The organism is Mucilaginibacter sp. P25 (genome assembly GCF_050859465.1).
Taxonomy (GTDB): domain Bacteria; phylum Bacteroidota; class Bacteroidia; order Sphingobacteriales; family Sphingobacteriaceae; genus Mucilaginibacter; species Mucilaginibacter gossypii.
In genome coordinates this window covers 5,212,975-5,231,854 of sequence record NZ_CP193937.1, presented here as the reverse complement: position 1 = coordinate 5,231,854, position 18,880 = coordinate 5,212,975, and the positions used below count along the sequence as shown (strand labels likewise).

At 41.2% G+C, this 18,880-nt stretch carries 16 protein-coding genes and 2 pseudogenes; 9 read left to right on the top strand and 9 right to left on the bottom strand.

The features are described 5' to 3' along the window. Window positions 1-123 precede the first annotated feature (123 nt). Window positions 124-1,010: pseudogene (locus ACRQ5D_RS26370) on the bottom strand (LysR family transcriptional regulator). A 259-nt stretch (window positions 1,011-1,269) separates the two neighbouring features. Between ACRQ5D_RS26370 and ACRQ5D_RS26365 the strand changes: the two are divergent. From ACRQ5D_RS26365 to ACRQ5D_RS26340, 6 genes are all read left to right on the top strand, one after another. Then, a complete protein-coding gene (locus tag ACRQ5D_RS26365) occupies window positions 1,270-1,455 on the top strand; it encodes an isocitrate/isopropylmalate family dehydrogenase (protein WP_091162890.1) in 186 nt (61 codons plus the stop codon). Window positions 1,456-1,569: 114 nt separating this feature from the next. Continuing rightward, window positions 1,570-1,848 carry a hypothetical protein gene (locus ACRQ5D_RS26360; RefSeq protein ID WP_091162891.1) on the top strand — a complete coding sequence of 93 codons (279 nt, stop codon included), beginning with the start codon at window positions 1,570-1,572 and terminating at the stop codon, window positions 1,846-1,848. Between the two features lie 24 nt (window positions 1,849-1,872). Beyond that, entirely contained in the window at window positions 1,873-3,513 is a 1,641-nt protein-coding gene (locus ACRQ5D_RS26355; RefSeq protein WP_432329877.1) for a peptidase domain-containing ABC transporter, read from the top strand. 74 nt (window positions 3,514-3,587) lie between these two features. Then, the gene (locus ACRQ5D_RS26350) at window positions 3,588-3,890 is read left to right on the top strand and encodes a biotin/lipoyl-binding protein (RefSeq protein ID WP_432327127.1); all 303 of its coding nucleotides are present in this window, start codon (window positions 3,588-3,590) and stop codon (window positions 3,888-3,890) included. Beyond that, window positions 3,805-4,875, top strand: coding sequence for an HlyD family secretion protein (locus tag ACRQ5D_RS26345; protein ID WP_431200874.1), 1,071 nt, complete (start codon window positions 3,805-3,807; stop codon window positions 4,873-4,875). Before ACRQ5D_RS26350 ends, ACRQ5D_RS26345 begins: the two co-directional genes overlap by 86 nt. After that, on the top strand, window positions 4,872-6,266 hold the full coding sequence (locus tag ACRQ5D_RS26340; RefSeq protein ID WP_091162894.1) for a TolC family protein: 1,395 nt from the start codon (window positions 4,872-4,874) through the stop codon (window positions 6,264-6,266). The genes ACRQ5D_RS26345 and ACRQ5D_RS26340 overlap by 4 nt, the downstream gene beginning before the upstream one ends. Before the next feature lie 447 nt (window positions 6,267-6,713). Here ACRQ5D_RS26340 and ACRQ5D_RS26335 read toward each other — a convergent pair whose 3' ends face one another. Then, entirely contained in the window at window positions 6,714-7,595 is an 882-nt protein-coding gene (locus tag ACRQ5D_RS26335) for a type I glyceraldehyde-3-phosphate dehydrogenase (protein WP_218134337.1), read from the bottom strand. Between the two features lie 10 nt (window positions 7,596-7,605). Here ACRQ5D_RS26335 and ACRQ5D_RS26330 point away from each other — a divergent pair, with 10 nt between their 5' ends. The 3 genes from ACRQ5D_RS26330 to ACRQ5D_RS26320 are packed head-to-tail and all read left to right on the top strand — an operon-like array spanning window position 7,606 to window position 10,861. After that, complete coding sequence (locus ACRQ5D_RS26330) at window positions 7,606-9,627, top strand: ABC transporter permease (RefSeq protein WP_091162895.1); 2,022 nt, start codon at window positions 7,606-7,608, stop codon at window positions 9,625-9,627. 35 nt (window positions 9,628-9,662) lie between these two features. Then, a complete protein-coding gene (locus tag ACRQ5D_RS26325; protein WP_143020740.1) occupies window positions 9,663-9,971 on the top strand; it encodes a transposase in 309 nt (102 codons plus the stop codon). Between the two features lie 5 nt (window positions 9,972-9,976). After that, window positions 9,977-10,861: an IS3 family transposase gene (locus ACRQ5D_RS26320; protein WP_431198369.1), complete on the top strand. Its 885-nt coding sequence runs from the start codon at window positions 9,977-9,979 to the stop codon at window positions 10,859-10,861. Window positions 10,862-11,382: 521 nt separating this feature from the next. On the opposite strand, the gene ACRQ5D_RS26315 is transcribed toward ACRQ5D_RS26320, so the two are convergent. The 7 genes and pseudogenes from ACRQ5D_RS26315 to ACRQ5D_RS26285 all read right to left on the bottom strand — a co-directional run bounded on the left by ACRQ5D_RS26315 (window position 11,383) and on the right by ACRQ5D_RS26285 (window position 18,860). Next, window positions 11,383-11,913, bottom strand: a complete 531-nt coding sequence (locus ACRQ5D_RS26315; protein WP_176844597.1) for a leucine-rich repeat domain-containing protein — start codon at window positions 11,911-11,913, stop codon at window positions 11,383-11,385. Window positions 11,914-11,931: 18 nt separating this feature from the next. Then, a complete protein-coding gene (locus ACRQ5D_RS26310) occupies window positions 11,932-12,300 on the bottom strand; it encodes a hypothetical protein (RefSeq protein WP_091176175.1) in 369 nt (122 codons plus the stop codon). A 663-nt stretch (window positions 12,301-12,963) separates the two neighbouring features. Further along, window positions 12,964-14,034: a DUF5686 family protein gene (locus ACRQ5D_RS26305; RefSeq protein WP_432327124.1), complete on the bottom strand. Its 1,071-nt coding sequence runs from the start codon at window positions 14,032-14,034 to the stop codon at window positions 12,964-12,966. Next, a complete protein-coding gene (locus ACRQ5D_RS26300) occupies window positions 14,024-14,914 on the bottom strand; it encodes a DUF5686 family protein (RefSeq protein ID WP_432327122.1) in 891 nt (296 codons plus the stop codon). Before ACRQ5D_RS26300 ends, ACRQ5D_RS26305 begins: the two co-directional genes overlap by 11 nt. 212 nt (window positions 14,915-15,126) lie before the next feature. Further along, window positions 15,127-15,438: pseudogene (locus tag ACRQ5D_RS26295) on the bottom strand (carboxypeptidase-like regulatory domain-containing protein); the annotation flags it as partial. A gap of 256 nt (window positions 15,439-15,694) precedes the next feature. Continuing rightward, the gene (locus ACRQ5D_RS26290) at window positions 15,695-16,378 is read right to left on the bottom strand and encodes an alpha/beta fold hydrolase (RefSeq protein WP_091176181.1); all 684 of its coding nucleotides are present in this window, start codon (window positions 16,376-16,378) and stop codon (window positions 15,695-15,697) included. Window positions 16,379-16,586: 208 nt separating this feature from the next. Continuing rightward, window positions 16,587-18,860 (bottom strand): tetratricopeptide repeat-containing sensor histidine kinase, encoded by a 2,274-nt coding sequence (locus tag ACRQ5D_RS26285; RefSeq protein WP_176844599.1) that lies wholly within the window; start codon window positions 18,858-18,860, stop codon window positions 16,587-16,589. Window positions 18,861-18,880 lie beyond the last annotated feature (20 nt).

Below are 18,880 nucleotides of genomic sequence, written 5' to 3'. Positions count from 1 at the left end.
GACGAGAACCTTTCAAAGCACGAGTAAGCCATACCTGGATAAACGGCAGGCTGGCTTTTCATAACAGAAAGTTTGACCATAGTGCAAAGATGCGCCTTGTTTTTAAAAAAGGTCCGATAGTATTCAGGCCTCCAGCTGCGCTACATACTGCTCGAACCAGGAAAATTTCTCATGGATGATCCTGGTCTTTTCTTTCTGCAGGTGCAGCAGAAAAGCTGCTGCTACAGGAGAAAAGGCTTTGCTTTTAAGCCATATCATTTTCCAGACCGAATTCAGCGGAAGCCCTTTGACCGGAATGATCTTAACTTCACCATTGATAAGTTCGTTCTTGATGCCGATCAGCGGCATGATCGCATAGCCAAGGCCCGCGATGACCGCCTGCTTTACCGCTTCATTAGATGTCAGCTCCATTTTTTTCTGACCTTAAGGTTATGAGCGGAAAGGTATCTTTCCATGGTGTGCCGGGTGCCTGAGCCCTCTTCACGGTAAATGATCGGAAGTTGTTCCAATATATGATGCGTACTGCCTTTTGATGATTCCGTATCTTTTCCGCCTACCAGATACAATTTATTCTGCATCAGCTCTGTGGCGTCTACCATCAGCTTATCGGGCAATACCGATACCAGCGAAAAATCGACTTCATTTTTTTCCAGGCTTTCGATCACACGTGCTTTATTGGTTACGTCCAGCACCAATTCGATGCCCTGGTGTTGCTTTAAAAAATCAGAAAGGAAATAAGGAATAACGTATTTTCCGGTCGAGACTACCGACAACTTTAGCCTGCCGGTAAGCTGGCCTTTGTAGGCTTGGGTCTTATAGTTGATCGCGTGAACCTCAGCGAGGATCTTTTCAGCCGCTACAGCGATCTCCGCACCAAAATCCGTCACGTATAACTGTCTTCCAATGACCTCAGTAAGCGGTATCTCAAACTGGTCCTGCAGATTCTTCAGCTGGATGGATACGGCGGGCTGTGTCAGATGAAGTTCTTCAGCAGCCTTGGTGATACTCATCGTCTGTGTGATCTTCAAAAATATTTGTAACTGGTGCAGGGTATATTGCATAATTGATTATAGAAGTAAGAAAAAATGAATAAGAACCATTAACACAAAACTGCTGCTTGGTTAAAATTGATATTTTTTAAGTGATGAACGAAACTGGACATATCTTCTTCAAGTTAACTTATAAAAAATATTAATACATAAAATTACAAATATAAATGAAAATTTATGATTTGCAATCCCGAATTTTGTTGAAATAAATTAAAAGCGTATGACAACAATTACTGTAGCTAAAGGTGACGGAATAGGCCCCGAGATCATGGACGCCACTTTATCCATCACTCTGGCAGCAGGTGCAAAAATCGAAATCCAAGAGGTATCGGTGGGTGAGCAAGTATATTTATCAGGAAATACTTCGGGGAATGTATCTATACAGGCGACTGTAGTTACACAATGACTCGTTGATATCCGGCATATTATCGGGAGAATATCCTGTAAATTTCCAATAAATTCAATCATACATGAAGAAAATATAAATAACTATTAAACATATCAATTAAAAAATTAAATCATGTACGGCAAAAAAAGTTATCCGCTTATTTCAGGCAAATTCAACTCCAATGAGGCCTTGTCTATCATTATGAGTTTTTATAATCATAAAATAAATTACCATAATATTCAGCTTCTAGGTGCCATGGAACATAATGACAGTTCCGTTAGCGCCATTGAACAAAAATTAAAAAGCTTGCAAAACACCCGGGAAGAAATAAGAAAACTTTTAACAGATGGCATTGAAGGCGACCATCAGGTAGAAGTGATGGGATATATCGAAATTGATTTAAATTCTTAGTCCTATGTCTGACAATTCCCAGGCATCTATAAGAAGTGCAGGAAAAAGCTTTTTCAACTTATCAACCTGGAAAGAAAGGAAGTTGGGCAGATATACTTTTTTGCGACCCTAACCGGAATGATTCAGCTTTCGCTACCCTTAGGTATACAAGCAATAATCGGTATGCTTTTTGGCGGTGTATTATCTGCATCATTAGTAGTGCTCATTTCGTTTGTCGTAGGAGGTGTGCTGCTAAACGGCATGATACAAGTGTTGCAAATGCGGGTAACAGAAAGTATCCAGCAGCGTATTTTCACACGCCTAACCTTCGCTTATGCATATCGCATACCCCGTATCGATCTTTTGAGCGTTGACAGCTATTATCTTCCCGAACTCGTAAACCGCTTTTTTGATACAGCAAGTTTGCAGAAAGGGCTTTCTAAACTGTTGCTTGATATCCCCGCAGCTTCTATTCAGATATTGTTCGGTCTGGTTCTGTTAAGTTTCTACCACCCGGTTTTCATCATATTAGGCCTGATGTTGCTGGCCATAGTTTGCATGATATTTTATTTTAGCAGCCATAAAGGCTTTACCACCAGTATGGAAGAAAGCGAGTACAAGTATGAGGTTGGCCACTGGCTGGAAGAGATCTCACGGGCCATCAAGACCTTCAAGTATTCACAGAAGCATCAGTTGCACATCAAAAGAACCGACGAACTTACGGTCGGGTATCTTGATGCACGTAGCGCGCACTTTAAGGTACTTGTATTTCAATACCGGGCGTTAATAGCGTTCAAAGTCATCATCACAGCCGCCATGTTAATAATTGGCACGCTGCTGTTCCTGAAACAGCAGATTAACCTTGGCCAGTTCATAGCTTCGGAGATCATTATTATTGCCGTACTCAACTCGGTAGAGAAATTGATTATCAGCCTGGAAACGCTGTATGATGTGCTTACTTCGATTGAAAAGTTGGACAAGGTTTTGCAAAAACCGCACGATATTGAATTAAGCACCGCAACTGCCGGAAATATCGATCTTAATCAGCCTTTAACGATCGCTGTTCAAAACCTAAGCTTTTCTTTTAACCATCGCAAACCTGTTATTGATCAGCTGACTTTTGAAGTTAAACCAGGAGAGAAAATTTGCATCAACGGGAAAGAAGGTTCCGGCAAAACCACCCTGCTGCGGATAATCGCCGGGTTATACAGCGGTTACAGCGGACAAATTTTGATCAACGGCCTGCCACTTCAAAACATACCTGCCGAAGTTTGGCGCTCCCGTGTGGCGATATTTTTTGCAAGGGAAGAATTATTCAGCGGCACGCTTTGGGATAATCTTACCCTGGGTAACGAGCAATCAGACTTTACGTTTGTCGCAGATATTTGTCAGCTAGTAGGCTTACAACTTTTTATCGACGCGAACGCAAATGGCTATCAAACAGTGCTTCACCCGCAGGGTCAAAAGCTTTCTTACAGCGTAATACAAAAAATATTATTGGCAAGATGCTTTCTATTAAAACCGGCAATTCTCGTTATGGAAAACGGCTTGCAGGGGATAGAAACCGAAAACCGAAGGCTGATAATTGATAAACTCATCAATGATAAAAGTTTTAGTCTGATCGCCATATCTGACTCGGAAGAGTTCTCCGGCGTATGTGATAAGCTAATTACACTGAATACATAAACTGATAAATAGATGTTTTTGGAAAAAATACAAATACCAGCCGCTTTCTGGGTTACCGTTCATTCAAAAAAGCGGTGGATGCCAGCCCTGACACACCCAAGGTGAAATGGATGGCTGCTATGCTCATCATCATGCTAGTAGCATTGCTACTGCCCTGGACGCAAAATGTCCGTTCAAAAGGAAATGTATCCACCCTTGAACCGCAACAGCGCCCCCAACAGGTAAATACCATGATAGCAGGGCGAATAGCCAAATGGTATGTACGTGATGGCGCCATGGTAAAGCAAGGGGATACTTTGCTGCAAATTACCGAAACTAAAGACGAGATACCTGGATCCGGAACTTATCCAGCGGACTTCCGAACAACTTCGTGCTAAAAACGATGCGACTGAGTTTTATAAAAGTAAAGTAGAAACAGCTGATAGCCAGATTTCTGCCCTGCAGCAGAGCCTGCAGCTAAAAATACGTCAATTACAAAATAAGCTTAAGCAATATGGGCTACAGGTACAATCAGACAGTATAGCTATGGTCTCCGCTGCCAACCAGCTAAATATAGCAGATCTTCAATTAAAAAGGCAAAAGGAACTTTATCAGGCAGGTTTAAAATCGCTGACCGAGTATGAGCAGCGGCAGCAATATTATCAGGATGCTTTAGCTAAAAGAACAGGTACCGAAAATAAATTTTACAACAGCAAAAATGAACTGCTAAATATTAAGCTGGAACTTTCGGCCACGTCTCAGGATTACACAGAGAAGATATCTAAAGTGTCAGGAGATCGTTTTACCGCACTCTCTCAGGCAGCAACCGGCGAAGGTGAGATCTCAAAGCTCAAGAACCAATTATTCAATTATAATGCCCGGAGTAATTTCCATTACATTATCGCCCCGCAAAATGGCCAGGTCTTACAAAGCATCAAGGCGGGTATAGGCGAAACTGTTAAGGATGGCGAACAACTGCTCACCATAGTGCCCCTGCATTTTCAAAAAGCTATCGAGATAGCGGTTGAACCTAACGATATGCCACTAATAAGTAACGGACAGCTGGTCCGTGTTCAATTTGACGGTTTCCCGGCCATTGTTTTTTCGGGCTGGCCGCAGGCATCCTACGGTTTATTTACCGGCCGTGTTGCCGCCATCGATAACAGTATCGACGCATCTGGCAAATTTAAAGTATGGATACAGCCGGATGAAGGAGGCAAGAAATGGCCTGCTGGAGTACGTTATGGCACCGGCTGCCAGGTTATCGCCTTGCTCAATAATGTGCCGGTATGGTATGAACTGTGGCGCCAGCTCAACGGTTTTCCGCCCAATTTTTATACATCAACTATTACAGATAAAGGTAAAACTACTAACAAGAAATGAAACGAATACCGTTAGCCTTTGCCCTGTGTATGGTTTGTTTACATGCGCTAGGGCAAGATGAGTTATTAACGCTAAATGAATACCTGGCAGCAATTAAGCGTTATCATCCTATTGCTTTGCAGGCGGGATTAAATACAGATAAAGCCCGGTACACGCGCAGGGAAGCGATTGGTGGTTTTGACCCAAAGCTGGAAGTTAACCGGGAGCAAAAAGTGTTTGGAGGAATCAGTTACTACGATTACGTGACACCGGAGATTAAATTGCCGCTTTGGTATGGCATCGATTTGAAAGGAAGTTATACAAACTATGACGGTTATTACGTAAATTCCGAAAATAAGGTACCCAAAGAAGGACTAAGTTACTTAGGAGTAAGCTTATCATTGGGCCGCGGATTATTGATTGATGAACGCAGAGCTGCGCTGAAGCGGGCTGCGATCTACCAAAACATCGCAGCCAACGAACAGCGGCAAATGCTGAACGATCTGTTTGTGAATGCTACACATACCTATGCAGAATGGCTAAATGCCTGGTTAAATACAAAGGTTTACGAAAGAGCAGTTGATCTGGCCTTAGTAAGGCTTGAGGGTGTAAATCTGCTTTATAAAAATGGGGACAGACCGGCAATTGACACCTTAGAGGCGCTGACGCTTCTTCAAAGCAGGCAGCAAAAGCTAACCGAATATCAGAATTTGGTTTTAAACAAAAAGAATGAACTGGCTGCCTATTTATGGTTGGATAATTTAAAACCTGCAGACCCGAAAAAATTAAAAATTAAACCAGATACCAGCCTTCTTAAAATGGCTGTATCCGATAGCCTGCTTTTAAAAGAACCGGCTGCGGTGTATGCCCAAAATCCGGATGTAAAAGCATATATGTTTAAAATAGATCAGTTAAATATTGAAAGGAAACTGAAATTAGAAGAGGTCAAACCAATATTCAACGTAAATATCGGTGTCCTGAACTCGGGCGGCGCGTTGTTTAATAACCTGAATTCAAATTGGTTGCAAAACAACCAGAAATTTGGTTTCACTATTGCGATGCCGTTGACGTTCACCAAACAACGGGCCGCCTACAGTTTAAGTAAAATAAAGATAAAGGAAGCGGAATATTACCTTTTAGACAAGCAAAACCTAATAACTGTAAAGTGGAATAATTACCGTAACGAATTTATGAACCTCGAAAAGCAGATTCTGATCAATAATGCGATACAAAACAACAACAGGACTTTATTGACAGGCGAGGAGACGAAATTTAAGATGGGCGAAAGTTCTTTGTTCCTGGTGAATTCGCGGGAACAAAAAGTGCTGGATACACAGGAAAAGCTGAATGAAATTTATACCAAGCGATTTAAAACAATACAATACCTTAATTGGCTGACCAACAATTGGTGACCGGCTCAAAAGTTAAATTTTAATATAACACGAACGTAGAGGCCGAGCATTCTATCAATGAAATTTTATATTTAGGAGATCCGCAAAGTACTGTATCAGGGCGGTCAATGCTGAAAAAGGCAGTATATCTAATTTTTTAACTGGGTTTTGAAGAGTTTACCTTCAAGAAATTAGCTTGTGAAAAATATTCTACCGAAGCTAGCGTCTATAGATATTTTCAAAACAAACGCAGACTTTGATTATAAATTACTGATTTGTATAATAAAATAATAATAAATGAAAGCAGTAAAGTTTATCTCTCAAATGATGTAATAGGAATAAATAATGTGAGATAGTCACGATTTAATCTGACAAGTGCATGTTTTTCTCTGAGATAGTCACGATTTAATCTGACAGTTACGTTCTTTAATTTATCGTAACTGTCAGATTAAATCGTGACTATCTCATTTATATTGAGCTGATCAGTTCTGAGATCCGGTTAGATATGCCAACTTCGTTATCATACCAGGCTACCACTTTAACCAATTTTCCGATAGCCTTGGTCATAGTGCCATCTACAATTGAAGAGTGTGTATTACCCAAAATATCGGACGATACAAAAGCCTCCTCAGTATATTGCATAATTCCTTTTAATGTGGTGTCTGAATAGCGCTTTAATACCTCATTGAGTTCAGCAACTGATACCTCGTTTTTCAGGTTGATCGACAGGTCGACAATTGAACCGTCAATTACCGGAACACGGTATGAGTAACCGTCCAACTTACCTTTAAGATTCGGTAAAACATCGCCTATAGCCTTTGCCGCGCCGGTAGTTGTTGGAATAATATTATAAGCGGCGGCACGAGCCCGGCGAAGATCTTTATGCGGCGCATCCTGTAAGTTTTGGTCAGCTGTAAATGCGTGAACCGTAACCATAAAGCCTGATTCTATTCCGTATTCTTTTTCTAATATGTGCAGCATCGGTGCGATACTGCCTGTGGTACATGAGGCTGTAGAGTAAATCTCGTCATCACTAATTAATTCATTATTTACACCATGTACAACGGTCTTGATGCCGCCTGTAGCAGGTGCCGTGATCAACACTTTTTTGGCTTCTGCACGGATATGAGCTTCGACAGATATTTTATCTGTAAATCTTCCGGTCGACTCAATCACCCGTTCAATTCCTAACTTACCCCAAGGCAGTTTTTCAGGATCTCTTTCGCTCAATAGTTTAATTCGGTTTCTGTTAACAACCATGTAGTCGCCATCAGCGCTAACCTCACCAGGAAAACGGCTGTGGGCTGTATCGTATTTAAGCAAATGCACCAATGTATCTATATCAGTCAAATCGTTTATTGTGACCGAACCACAGTACTTCAATATTTTTAAATACCAGTGGCTACAAGGTAATTCTGCTACAGCTTTAAAAGAGCCGTTTAAGGTAGTATTGTCCAGAAGCGAAGCATTGAGGTATTTTGGCACCGTGCCATTAGCAGCTATTATAGGTAAACAGGTTATTTACAATGATTCATTACGTCTTACAGTTTCCGGGATAGTGGAAGACTGGACTAAGAACTCTGATCTCGCTTTTAAAGATTTTATTTCGTTTGCAACGGTTGAACACAGCTTTTTAAAGCACGATATCGACCTGCATAACTGGGGGATGTGGGAATTTAATTCGCAGGGATATGTGAAACTTGCGAAAGGAGTTACGCCTGCACAGATCGAAAAACAATTTCCGGGTTTTGTAAAAGCTCATATAACGGGGTATGGTAAGCCACCGCGGTTATTGCTGCAGCCCCTGGCTGATATTCACTTTAACAATCGCTACCACGATGTCTATTCCAGGCAAACACATTTGCCAACGTTATATGCCCTGATAGCCATAGCGGTTTTTATTTTACTCATAGCGGTTATCAACTTTATAAACCTTTCTACTGCCCAATCCCTGGCAAGAGCCAGGGAGGTGGGTGTACATAAAGTATTGGGCGGGAGTAAAACAAGCCTAACGGTGCAATTCATGGTGGAAACCTTTATACTAACCCTCATCGCTGTAGTTATTGCGTTGTTCGCCATACACCTGGTAATCTTCTTATTTCATCCCTTTATTCCACCGGGGGCAAACTTGAGTTTATTCAGCCCGGCATTGTCTTTGTTTTTGGTTTTAATCCTTATCGTAACTTCCATACTTGCCGGTTTCTACCCTGCAAGACTGTTATCATCTTATCTGCCCGTATTAAGCCTGAAAGGACAGGGGGCCACACAATTTAATAATAAGAGTTATCTCAGGAAAACATTGATCGTATTCCAGTTTACTGTATCACTGGTGTTTATTATCGGTACGCTTATCGTTGGTAAGCAAATCAATTTTATATTAAATAAGGATCTGGGTTTTAACAAAGATGCAATTATAACGATGCATACAGAATGGAATAATAGCATCGATCAACTAAATGTTTTTTGCAATAAAGTTAAAGAAATACCGGGAGTTCAAGTAGTAAGCCGCCACCGTACGACACCCGCGGCAGAGCGGCACGGCGGAACAATCATTTTTAACAAGGGGGCGGAAAACTCAAAGACCGAAGCTTCATTTGATTTTTGCGACGAAAATTATGTGTCGTTATTCGGCTTAAAGATTGTAGCGGGTCGCAATCTTATCCATTCGGATACTATTAAGGAGTATTTGATAAATGAGACATGTGCTAAAGCCCTTGGGTTTAAAAAACCGGAGGATGCTGTAGGGAAATTTGTCGGGATAGGCATGCCCAATTCTACAAGGCAAATAGTTGGGGTCGTAAAAGACTTCAATTCAAAATCGTTGCATGAAACGGTTACCCCTTTCTTTATGGCCTCGGTTACAAAAAGTGAAAGGACTGTTAGTATCAAATTATCAACCGGGAAAGGAATCAATGATTTTAAAACAACTATAGACCAAATTAACAAAGCGTGGAAGGAAGTGTATCCAAATGAAAAATTCGAATATACTTTTTTCGACCAGACCATCGCTAATTTCTATAACAAGGAACAGAAAACTTCGCAATTGATGAATACGGCCATGCTGATTGCGATATTTATTTCATGTATGGGGCTGTTTGGCCTTGCAACTTTTACCGCACAGCAGCGCGTAAAAGAAATAGGCATCCGGAAGGTGCTTGGAGCAACTGCTGTAAGCATTGTATCGATGTTGAGTAAAGAGGTTTTAGGATTGATTATTATTTCATTGTTAGTGGCCTCGCCGATTGCCTTTTATTTAATGCATAATTGGTTACAGGATTTCGCCTACCGCATTAACATAAATTTATGGGTTTTCTTATTATCAGGATTGGCTGCAATCGTCATTGCCTTGCTAACTGTTAGCTTCCCTGAGATGCATCGGTAAAGCCGGACAGTCGAGATGCTTAACTTAGCAAATCAATGGACAAGAAAAAGTCAAGCCGCCGTGTTTACGATGCGGATTTTAGGTCGGATGTATTGAAGATGGTTTTTAGTGGTCGTTCGGTTGTGGACGTGGCCGCTTCGTTGGGGATCAGGGAGAATTTGATCCACAAATGGAAAAGCCGTTATAAAGAAACAACGGGATCATCGGCGCTGAAATCGCCAGGGTCAGAAACGCCGATTGTATCGGTAGAAGAATATGAACGAATGAAGGTACGTCTGCGAGAAGTGGAGCAGGAAAGGGATATCTTAAAAAAAGCATTGGGCATTTTCAGCCGGACAACTTAAAGCAGGTGTACGCTTTTATTTTATCACAGGAGCTGTTTTTTCCGGTGATAAGGATGTGTGATGTATTATCGGTGAGCAGGAGCTGTTACTATGCCTATCGTAAGCAGGATGAGCAGGCTGAATGCTCAGTTCAAAAGAAGATCGAAGCGCAGGTAGTTGAAGCCTTCCGGTTACATAAACACCGTTATGGTATCCGTAGGTTAGTCCCGGAGTTGTCAGACCAGGGATTAAAGATAGGTCATTACCGGGTACGGCGTATCTTACATCAAAATGGATTGAAAGCGATTCAACCCAGATCATTTGTGCCCCGGACAACAGATAGCCGACATCCATATCCAATCAGCCCCAACCGGTTGAAAGACAGGTTACCGCCATCAGGGATAGACCAGATATGGGTTGGCGATATCACCTATATCCCGCTAAGAGAAGGATCCTGGTGCTATCTGGCGGTATGGATGGATCTGTTTTCCCGCAGAGTGATCGGGTGGCAGTTGTTGCACCACATGAAAGAGGCCCTTGTACTGGAGGCGTTTCAGAAGGCCTATAGCAATCGTAAAGCTGATAAGGGGTTGATCGTTCATTCAGATCGTGGCGGACAATATGCAGGGAATATATTCCGCCGATGGCTTGCCAGGTGTCATGTACTACAAAGCATGAGCGATGCGGACAATCCGTATGACAATGCTTTTATGGAATCGTACTTCTCCCGGTTTAAAGCCGAGCTATTGCAGGACGGCTCTTTTGAAAATATAGAAAATGCCCGCAGCGAGATATTTGAATATATTGAAATGTACTATAACCCTATCCGAAGACATTCAGCCTTAGGCTATATCAGCCCGATGGCGTTTGAGCGAAAGGCAAGTTATCCACAAAAAGCGGAGGCCCGATAAAAAGAAAAAAGAAGCAAAAAAGAAAAACGTGTTGAAATATGGAAAACTCTCCGAGTTTCCCACATTTCAACACCACAAACAAACAACAAGTTATTTATTTTTACTTTTATAAATCATGACAGATCAACTGTCCGGATAAACCATCACACCCCACCAGACACTGAAAGCTGCGTTGACCAACCCGGTTAAGAGTTTAAGAAATGAATAATCACTTGGTTCAAATACCAAAAAGCATAAATAATTATCAAGGCTTTTCTTTTAAGTGCCACTTCAGGCTTCGAACCGACAGAAATTAAAAACAGAAATTTTTTTAAGTGCAATCCTTTCTCTGGTTCAATCAAAAACGGGTTAGATATTCCGAAATCGGCCTTAATCATCAAATAAAGGCGCGAACCTTTTAAGGTCATCTATGAATTGGTTCGTGTGGCCGACGGGTTTGAGTGTACAAGGTTTGACATTTAGTGCAAAGCCATAACCGGCGGGGAAAGATTTTTCTCCGCAAGTTTTTTATTTCCACTCATTCAGTCAGTAATAACCACGCAGTTAGGAAGCAACGCTTTGATGAGATTTATATCTCGTTTATTGATAGAGGTTCTTTCAATATGCAATTCCTGTAATTGCTTTAAATTAGCAATGGATGATGGTAATGATTTTAGATTCTTATTCATACTAACATCCAGGTAAAGTAAATTACTTAGTTCACCTATTTGTACCGGTAACTTTGAGAACGAATTGAAGTCAAGTATTAAAATCTTTAAGTTTTTAAGTTTGCCAATTTCGGGGCCAACATAACGCATATCGTTGGAAGCAAAGGATATTTCCTCAAGTTGACTTAATTTTGTTATTACGATAGGAAAAGTCGTAAATCGATTACCCAAAATGTTTGTAGAAATAACATTATGCAAGTTAAAAAGTTGTCGAGGTAGTTTGGTAAGTTGTTGATTTGCAGCATCAATGCTTACAACATCATCTTTATGCTTGATCGCAGAATCGATATTGTGATATTCTTTGAGCGATCTGTATTTTTTAATATAATCCCAATAAGATTTCATGCCCATAACTAAAGTAAGTCACAATGGAAATTCATGCTTTTTATCGCCTGATTTCCAGATACCCGTGATTGTATGTCTGTCCTTTGACACTTGTCCATCAAATCGTCCAGTGTTATGGCCTTTGATGTCCCATTCAAAAAAAGTTATAGAATAGTCAGTATTAAAAATGCCAGCAAGCTTCAGTCGGCCATTTTGGGGATTATAATTATAGGATCCAACAATCGAGGAATCCAACAGCACCAGAAAGTTAAGCTTAATAGGCAATTTTTTATCATTTGAAATTTGTAGATAGCCATCGTAGTTATAAGTGGGGCGGACACTTTTATCTTGGGCTTGAATTTTGGCAAGCAATAAAATAAGTAGTAAGGTAAGGTTGACAAATTTCATTTTCTAAAAAATATTGCACCAATTTGTAAAAATGGTGCAGATATTACCCATTAGGGTTCATCAAAATCCTTTTACAAATTAGCAAGAAGCCGCATATCATCTAAAAAGTGGTGCGTAAGTTGCCCATTTTGGCGCACGGAAGGTGCACCAAAATGGGCTCGAACCTGTATAAAAACATTAAACAACCAATAGTACTCTTTCGGTGCTTCTCAAAGCAGTCATTAAATTGAATAATGTTTTCAATTTAATGGGAAATTGTTAAGTCATGTTTTATTTCCCCTGTAAAGGGATTTTGGACAATATTTGCAAGTCTTCTTTGAATTGGTTCGAACCAACTAAGTCAAGGAGTACCGAGTCGGGATGAAGCTTTTCGAAGTTTTTATCCCGGCTTTTTTTCTTCCTAACTTATTGTTAGTGTGGTGAATTAAAAATGCAGTCAAGTTAATTTGATTGGTTCTTACAGCTTTTTCTAAAATCTTCTATTTTTCTGGAAATATCGAACCAATAATCGGCCTTTTTTCGTCAATTTTAGCCTTTCTATACGCTTTAAACAGCATATTTAGCCGCAACGATGCTATGTCTATAATTTTGGCATTATCTAAATGTTCGGTGTTATTTTCCTTCAAAGTTTTTAACCCCGCTTCAAATCAAGTTTCATTGGTTTTAAAATTCAGGTTGGAAACTGAATTTGATGCTGAATACGCGTGCGCCGGGTTGGTCAAGATAATTGCAACGGCGAATAAGGTCGATCCGCAAAAATTTGAAAATATTGGCTATACCGGCCCCGACTTCAACATACGGTGCGCTGCCAAGGGTGTAAGTGCCGTTGGAGCTTTTGGTTGCAGCAGGTAAGCGATAAAGGCCTGTGCTTTGCGTCGGATCGTTTTCGGCACGCAAGCCACCGTACAATATTTTAGCAGAGATGAATTCCCGCCATTTTAGATGCTTGATTAGCGGGACTTTGTTTAGCAGGAAGCCGTTAAAGGTGTGCGTAAGGTTAAGGCCAAGGTAGTGATCGCTCACAAATTCAAGATAGTTCAAGGCATTATAAGCATCTCGCTTATAGGCGAGCGATTGATTGGCGGGGCTGATATTGAGCAAGGGAAAAGGCACTTTGCCCAGCACATAGCCGCCGAGCAGGGTAACATCGGTAAAGCCCGCCTGAGAGAGATAAAAGCGCTTATAAATGTTAATGCCAAAGTCGGTATAGGCATACTTGCCACCAAGGCTACGGTTAATAAGAAGGTCATAAATAGGATAAGGGTTATGGATACTATGCCGCGTGCGGCTGCCCTGAATAAGCTCTTCGTGCGGTGCATAGCGTAAGTGAAGATTTAGCTCGCTGGTAGTTAAATTGTTCACCAAACTGCCATCATCATTCTTTTGATAAACCAGTGCTGCAGCCGGTGTTTGCTGCCAGTTTTTATAACCCAGAATATACGAGAAATGATTTTCGAAATCACGAAAATATTGTAGCTCAAATATTCTACTATATAGCCAATAGTTGGTTTTTCCGGTTTGAAAAGATGAGAATGCTGTAGCACGGTTGGTTACCGAAAAAGTATGACCAGGTACATCTACATCATATAAATAGCTTACCTTAAAATAATTATTAGGAAAACGGTAGGGCGCTGTTTTATTTAATGAAAGATAAGCGATTGCACTCCCTTTTACCCGATGATCTTTAGTGCCATAAGCAACGTATCCCTCAAAATAAAAGGTGCTATCCAGCAATGGAGTAGTCTCGTCCGCCCAATTCCAAATGCAAGCCTTCCTGGCTATTAAAAGATAAAAAATGTGCAATAGGTCCGATTTGCACCGGGCCGGTATCGGCATAGCCCGCTGTAAGTGTGGACAGCCACCACATTGTTCTTTTGTAAGACGGCATCTGTTCCAGTTTGTACAACTTTTCGTAAACCTGTGCCTGGCCTTTGCTAAGCGTATCAAAACCAGCTTTGCCCGTAGCCACCTGTAAAGTCTCACCCTGGTAAAATGCCGCAGTCTGCGACGCGCCGATTTTGTAGTTACGATATATCACCTTACGCTCACCAAATACACCCCAGCCTTTTTTAGTCAGCCCAAAATCAGCCTTAACCCTACTGCTGGCCAGTTCATACCGACCGCCAGTTTGCCGGGCAAAATCTAACAGTACATCAAAGCTTCTTACAAAATTTACATTGATCTTCCCATTTAGCCTTAATTCACAAGCTGTTACTGAAAAACGCCCGTCCAACGTTACAACCAACTTGCCCTCAAATAACAGATCCCCTTTTGCGCGCGGCGTAAAAGCGAGCTCTACTTGTTTACCCATAGCTGTGCTAATGGTATCTGTAATAAAAAACTTATAATAATTTGGCGCATGATCCGCTATAGGGCTCAAAAACTGGTTAGCTATAATGAACAGGTTATTCTCATAAATATCCACCTGATGACCGTACAATTGGTTTACATAAAGTTTAACCCCCGCGGTGTCAATAAACTGCAATATATTAACGCCTTTATAGGCTCTCTGTATCTGTATTTTCTTCTCCGGCTCCTTTCGAAAATAAATGTCCGACAGCTTTTCTTCCAGCAATACCGGCAAAAAAGTTTGCCCCTGCACCGTATCCAACATAAACTTATATTGGCTAAAAAATTTACTCTCAACCACTTTCTGCGGTAAATTAAAAAAGATAGTCCCATTCGTTCATACTGCTCGTATTGCAAATAAGCTGCAGCCTCTGCCCGGTTCTCCTGCTTATGATCGATCACTTGCTGAATGAGCGCGACTGCCGGATTTCCTTTGTTGCGATAACGCTGCCCTCTCACAGAGGTTATCGTTACATTTGCCAGCTCATTGGCATCCCGTTCAAGCAATACTTGTAATTTATTCGCTTGCCCGGGTACAATTACTTTGACGGCGGGTAAATAACCAACATGCGAAAATGCTACCTGTGTAAACGTTACTGCTCCGGCCAGCCGAAACCGCCCCAGCGAATCTGACTGTGTGCCAATATTACTACCTGCAAAAGTCACTGAAACTGATGCAAGGGGCTCACCGCTAGACGCATCTACCACTTGCCCTGTTACTAACGTCTGCGCTGCGGCCCATAAGCCTGATATTGAAAAGCATATCAAAAAATAAAGACGCAAACGCATGATTAATTAACCATTTCTGTGAAAATATGTTTTTGCCTTAAATAGCATTTAGATAGTCTTCACTTTCTTTTTCGACCTAACAACTCGTAAAAAATCAATACAATCATGAACCTGTTTGGCATTTGAGCTATCGCTCGGTTGAATGGCTGTATTTTCAGACTGAAGAAGAAAATTACTTTTGAGAGTTTCCTCGTTTGTTGACTGATTTGCCGTATCGCATCATTCAAATATTATGGGTCAAGACTAGGTAAATTGCCTATTTATCTATACTCAGTAAAATTTCAGTCAATTCATCGGGGCGATGCTCCATAACATTATGTTCACAATCAATCACCTCCACTCGCCATTCCGGAGAATTTTTATGTAATTCATATAGTTGCCGGAAAGGAGTACTTTCCCAGCCGCTGAGATAGATAAAAGTAAGGTTTCGAATTTGCTTGTAGTTACCAATTAATTGTAGACTTTGCATAAAGGTAGCCAAAGGGTGTGGGCGCCTTCTACTATCAGAACCTGGTCTGCTAACTACATTAAATCCATCCGCCGCGGCGCCAGCTGCAAAAAGCTCGCGATATTGATCACTAGTTAGCTTCCAACATGAATCCCCGTCTTTGGGAATATAGGCATCTATGTATACAAGCCCGAAAATATTTTCAGGAATAATATCAGCTACACCTGTAATAACCATTCCAGCATAGCTATGCCCGCATAAGATCACATCGGTCAATTTCTTTTCAACAATAAAATCAATGACAAATTGAATATGAGTTGTCAAATTAATGATCTTGTCTTGGCTAACGGCTTTTTGCTCGAGTCCGGGTAATGTTAAAGAAAAACAATCTTTTTCATACGATTTCATTCGCGTTGTTATTGGATCAAATACCCACGCACCATGCCACCCGCCTGGTATAAATAAATAAGTTTTTTTAGTTCTTTCAATCATTGGTTGAAAAGAGTTAGTGAATATTGTGCTTTACTTCAAGTTTTTAGAAGACGAAAGCTAACGGTAATAAAAGGACTGCGCTGTAAAAAAACAACGATCAACGGAACAAGCTTTTGATTAAAAGAAGTTTATTTTTCATTGTGATACGTTAAATATTTATGTATAAGCTAAGATTTTGCCGGGCCGAAAGGTTATCAATTAAGGTGCACTATAAATAGTCCTTTTCTACAAAAACTTCTTCCCGGTTTTGTTCAATAGGAAAGGTTATCGTTAAGGTAACGCCATGGCCATTTTCAATTACAAATTTCCCCTTTAACTGCTTGCCAAGCGCCTTCATCATTTCCATCCCAAGGGAATTAGCTTCACTAAAGTCAAAGTCGGGAGGGAGGCCGCGCCCTGTGTCAGAGACCTTTAAAATAGCGTTTTCATCGTCTGATGTTGACAGGCTCACCTTGATCTCGCCGCCCTTATGATCAAAAGCATATTTTATAGCATTGGTGATAGCTTCGTTTAATATTAAGCCGATGGGTACCGCCAGGGCCGGATCAAGGTTAAGAGGATTTAATACCTGGTTTATTTTGATCTGCCTGTAACCTGTATCGAACGAATCGCTCAGGTAATCGATCAATTCACCAATATAAGCGGGCATAGATACGAGGGCAGTTGTTGTACTGCTGTAGAGTTTCTGGTGTAAAAGCGCGATAGCGTTTACCCGGTGCTGGCTGCCGCGAATTGCTTCAAGCGCGATATCATTTTGTAAATAAGCCGACTGGGTGTTCAGAATGCTCATTACAATTTGCAGGTTGTTTTTTACCCGGTGATGTACTTCTTTCAATAACCATTCCTTTTGCAGCAGCAAATCTTCCAGAAGAACGTTTTTGGAAGTGATCACTTCGTTGCTTTTTTGCTTATGTACGTTTTGCCTGAATAATAAAGCCGCTATGACCAGTAATAAAAATATGGCGCCGATAGTAAGGTTTTTAACCAGGTTGGCCTGCTGTAAATTAGCCTGCTCAAGCTTGCTCTTTTGGTTTAAAAGTGTAATTTGTGCTTCTTTTTGCCGGGTTTCATACTCAATTTGCAACTGCTCAATCTGTTTGCTTTTGGTGGTATTAAATATCGAGTCTTTGATGGTATTGGCTGATATAAGATGATGAATAGCCGACTGATACTGCCTCCGGCTGGTATCAAGGCCAAACCAAAGAGTTTCATTGGTGCCAAGGTCATTGTTATTGCCAATCTTCCTCAATAGATCCTGATTCATTTTGAGGTATTTTAACGCTTCGGCAAACCTGGAGGTTGCGGTGTAAAACTTAATGATTAGTTCATAATAGCTGGTCCGGGCATATAAGTTGAGGTTGGAATTGTTAGTTTGCTGTATCAGTTTGTCGCAGTAAAGTTTGGCCGTATCATACTGTTTTAATGCCAGGTAAACTTTAAGATAGGTTTGACTTACCTCATCGCCTCCTTCATATAATTCTCCGGAGGGCTGTATGAATTTTCGAGTTACCTGTGTTAAAAAAGCTTGGGCTTTTTGGGGCTTATGCATCCGGAGGTAAACATCAACTATATTGCCTGCCAGCAGGTATATGGTTGCATTATCTTTCTCTGATTTGGCAATTTCCAAAGCACGTGAAAAATAATTGATGGCCTTTTGATTGTCGCCAAGCTTTACAAAATTATAGCCCAGGTTATTGTTGATCTGGCATATTAACCTCACATTATCCGCGTGGCTTGTGGTGGCAATTTTCAGGGCCCTCAGTTCATAGCTGATTGCTGTTTTATAGTCGCCCTGGGTATAATACAGCCTTCCTAATAACGCGTACAGCCCCTGGGTTTCCGTGTAATGGGCCTGGTCATAATAGGCTAATGCTTTTTTAGTTTCGGCAAAAGCAAGGGTATAATCATTCATCATCTGGTGAAGGTCGGCTAGTAACCGGTAACACCGGGCAAGTTCAACCAGGTGGTTTGTACGTTCAAAAGCACCGATGGCCTGGTTCAGGTAATCAATCCGGGAAATCATGCTTTGCTGTAAAAAATCCTGGCTGTAATATTCAGATAACTCAAAATAAGCTTTACCAAGCAGCACCCAGTTATGTGCCTGCTTAATTTCCTGTATGGTTTGTTCAAGCAATGCGCGGCCGTTTTTGGATTGGCCTTTCGACTTGTAAAAAGCCGAACGGATCAATGCAATGCGAAAGCTGGTTTCAGCCTGCGGAGAGCGGTAATTAAGCTGTTCGGCCTGGTTAATAAAATGAGAAGCACTATCCAACTGTGCAGTGGAAGGGTGGCGCAGATGGGTGAAAAACTCCGCCAGTTGCAGCGCAACATGGATGCGGTCGGCGGAAGAACCAGGGAAGCTTTTTTGCGAAAGCAAAGAATCAACATGGTGCCTGGTAATTTCCTGCGCGTTTGCTGAAATGGCCAAAAGAAAGCACAGGATAATCAGTTTGCATTTTGGTATCGTTTCAGCTCGTTTCATCTTTGGTTGGGAGCCTGTAT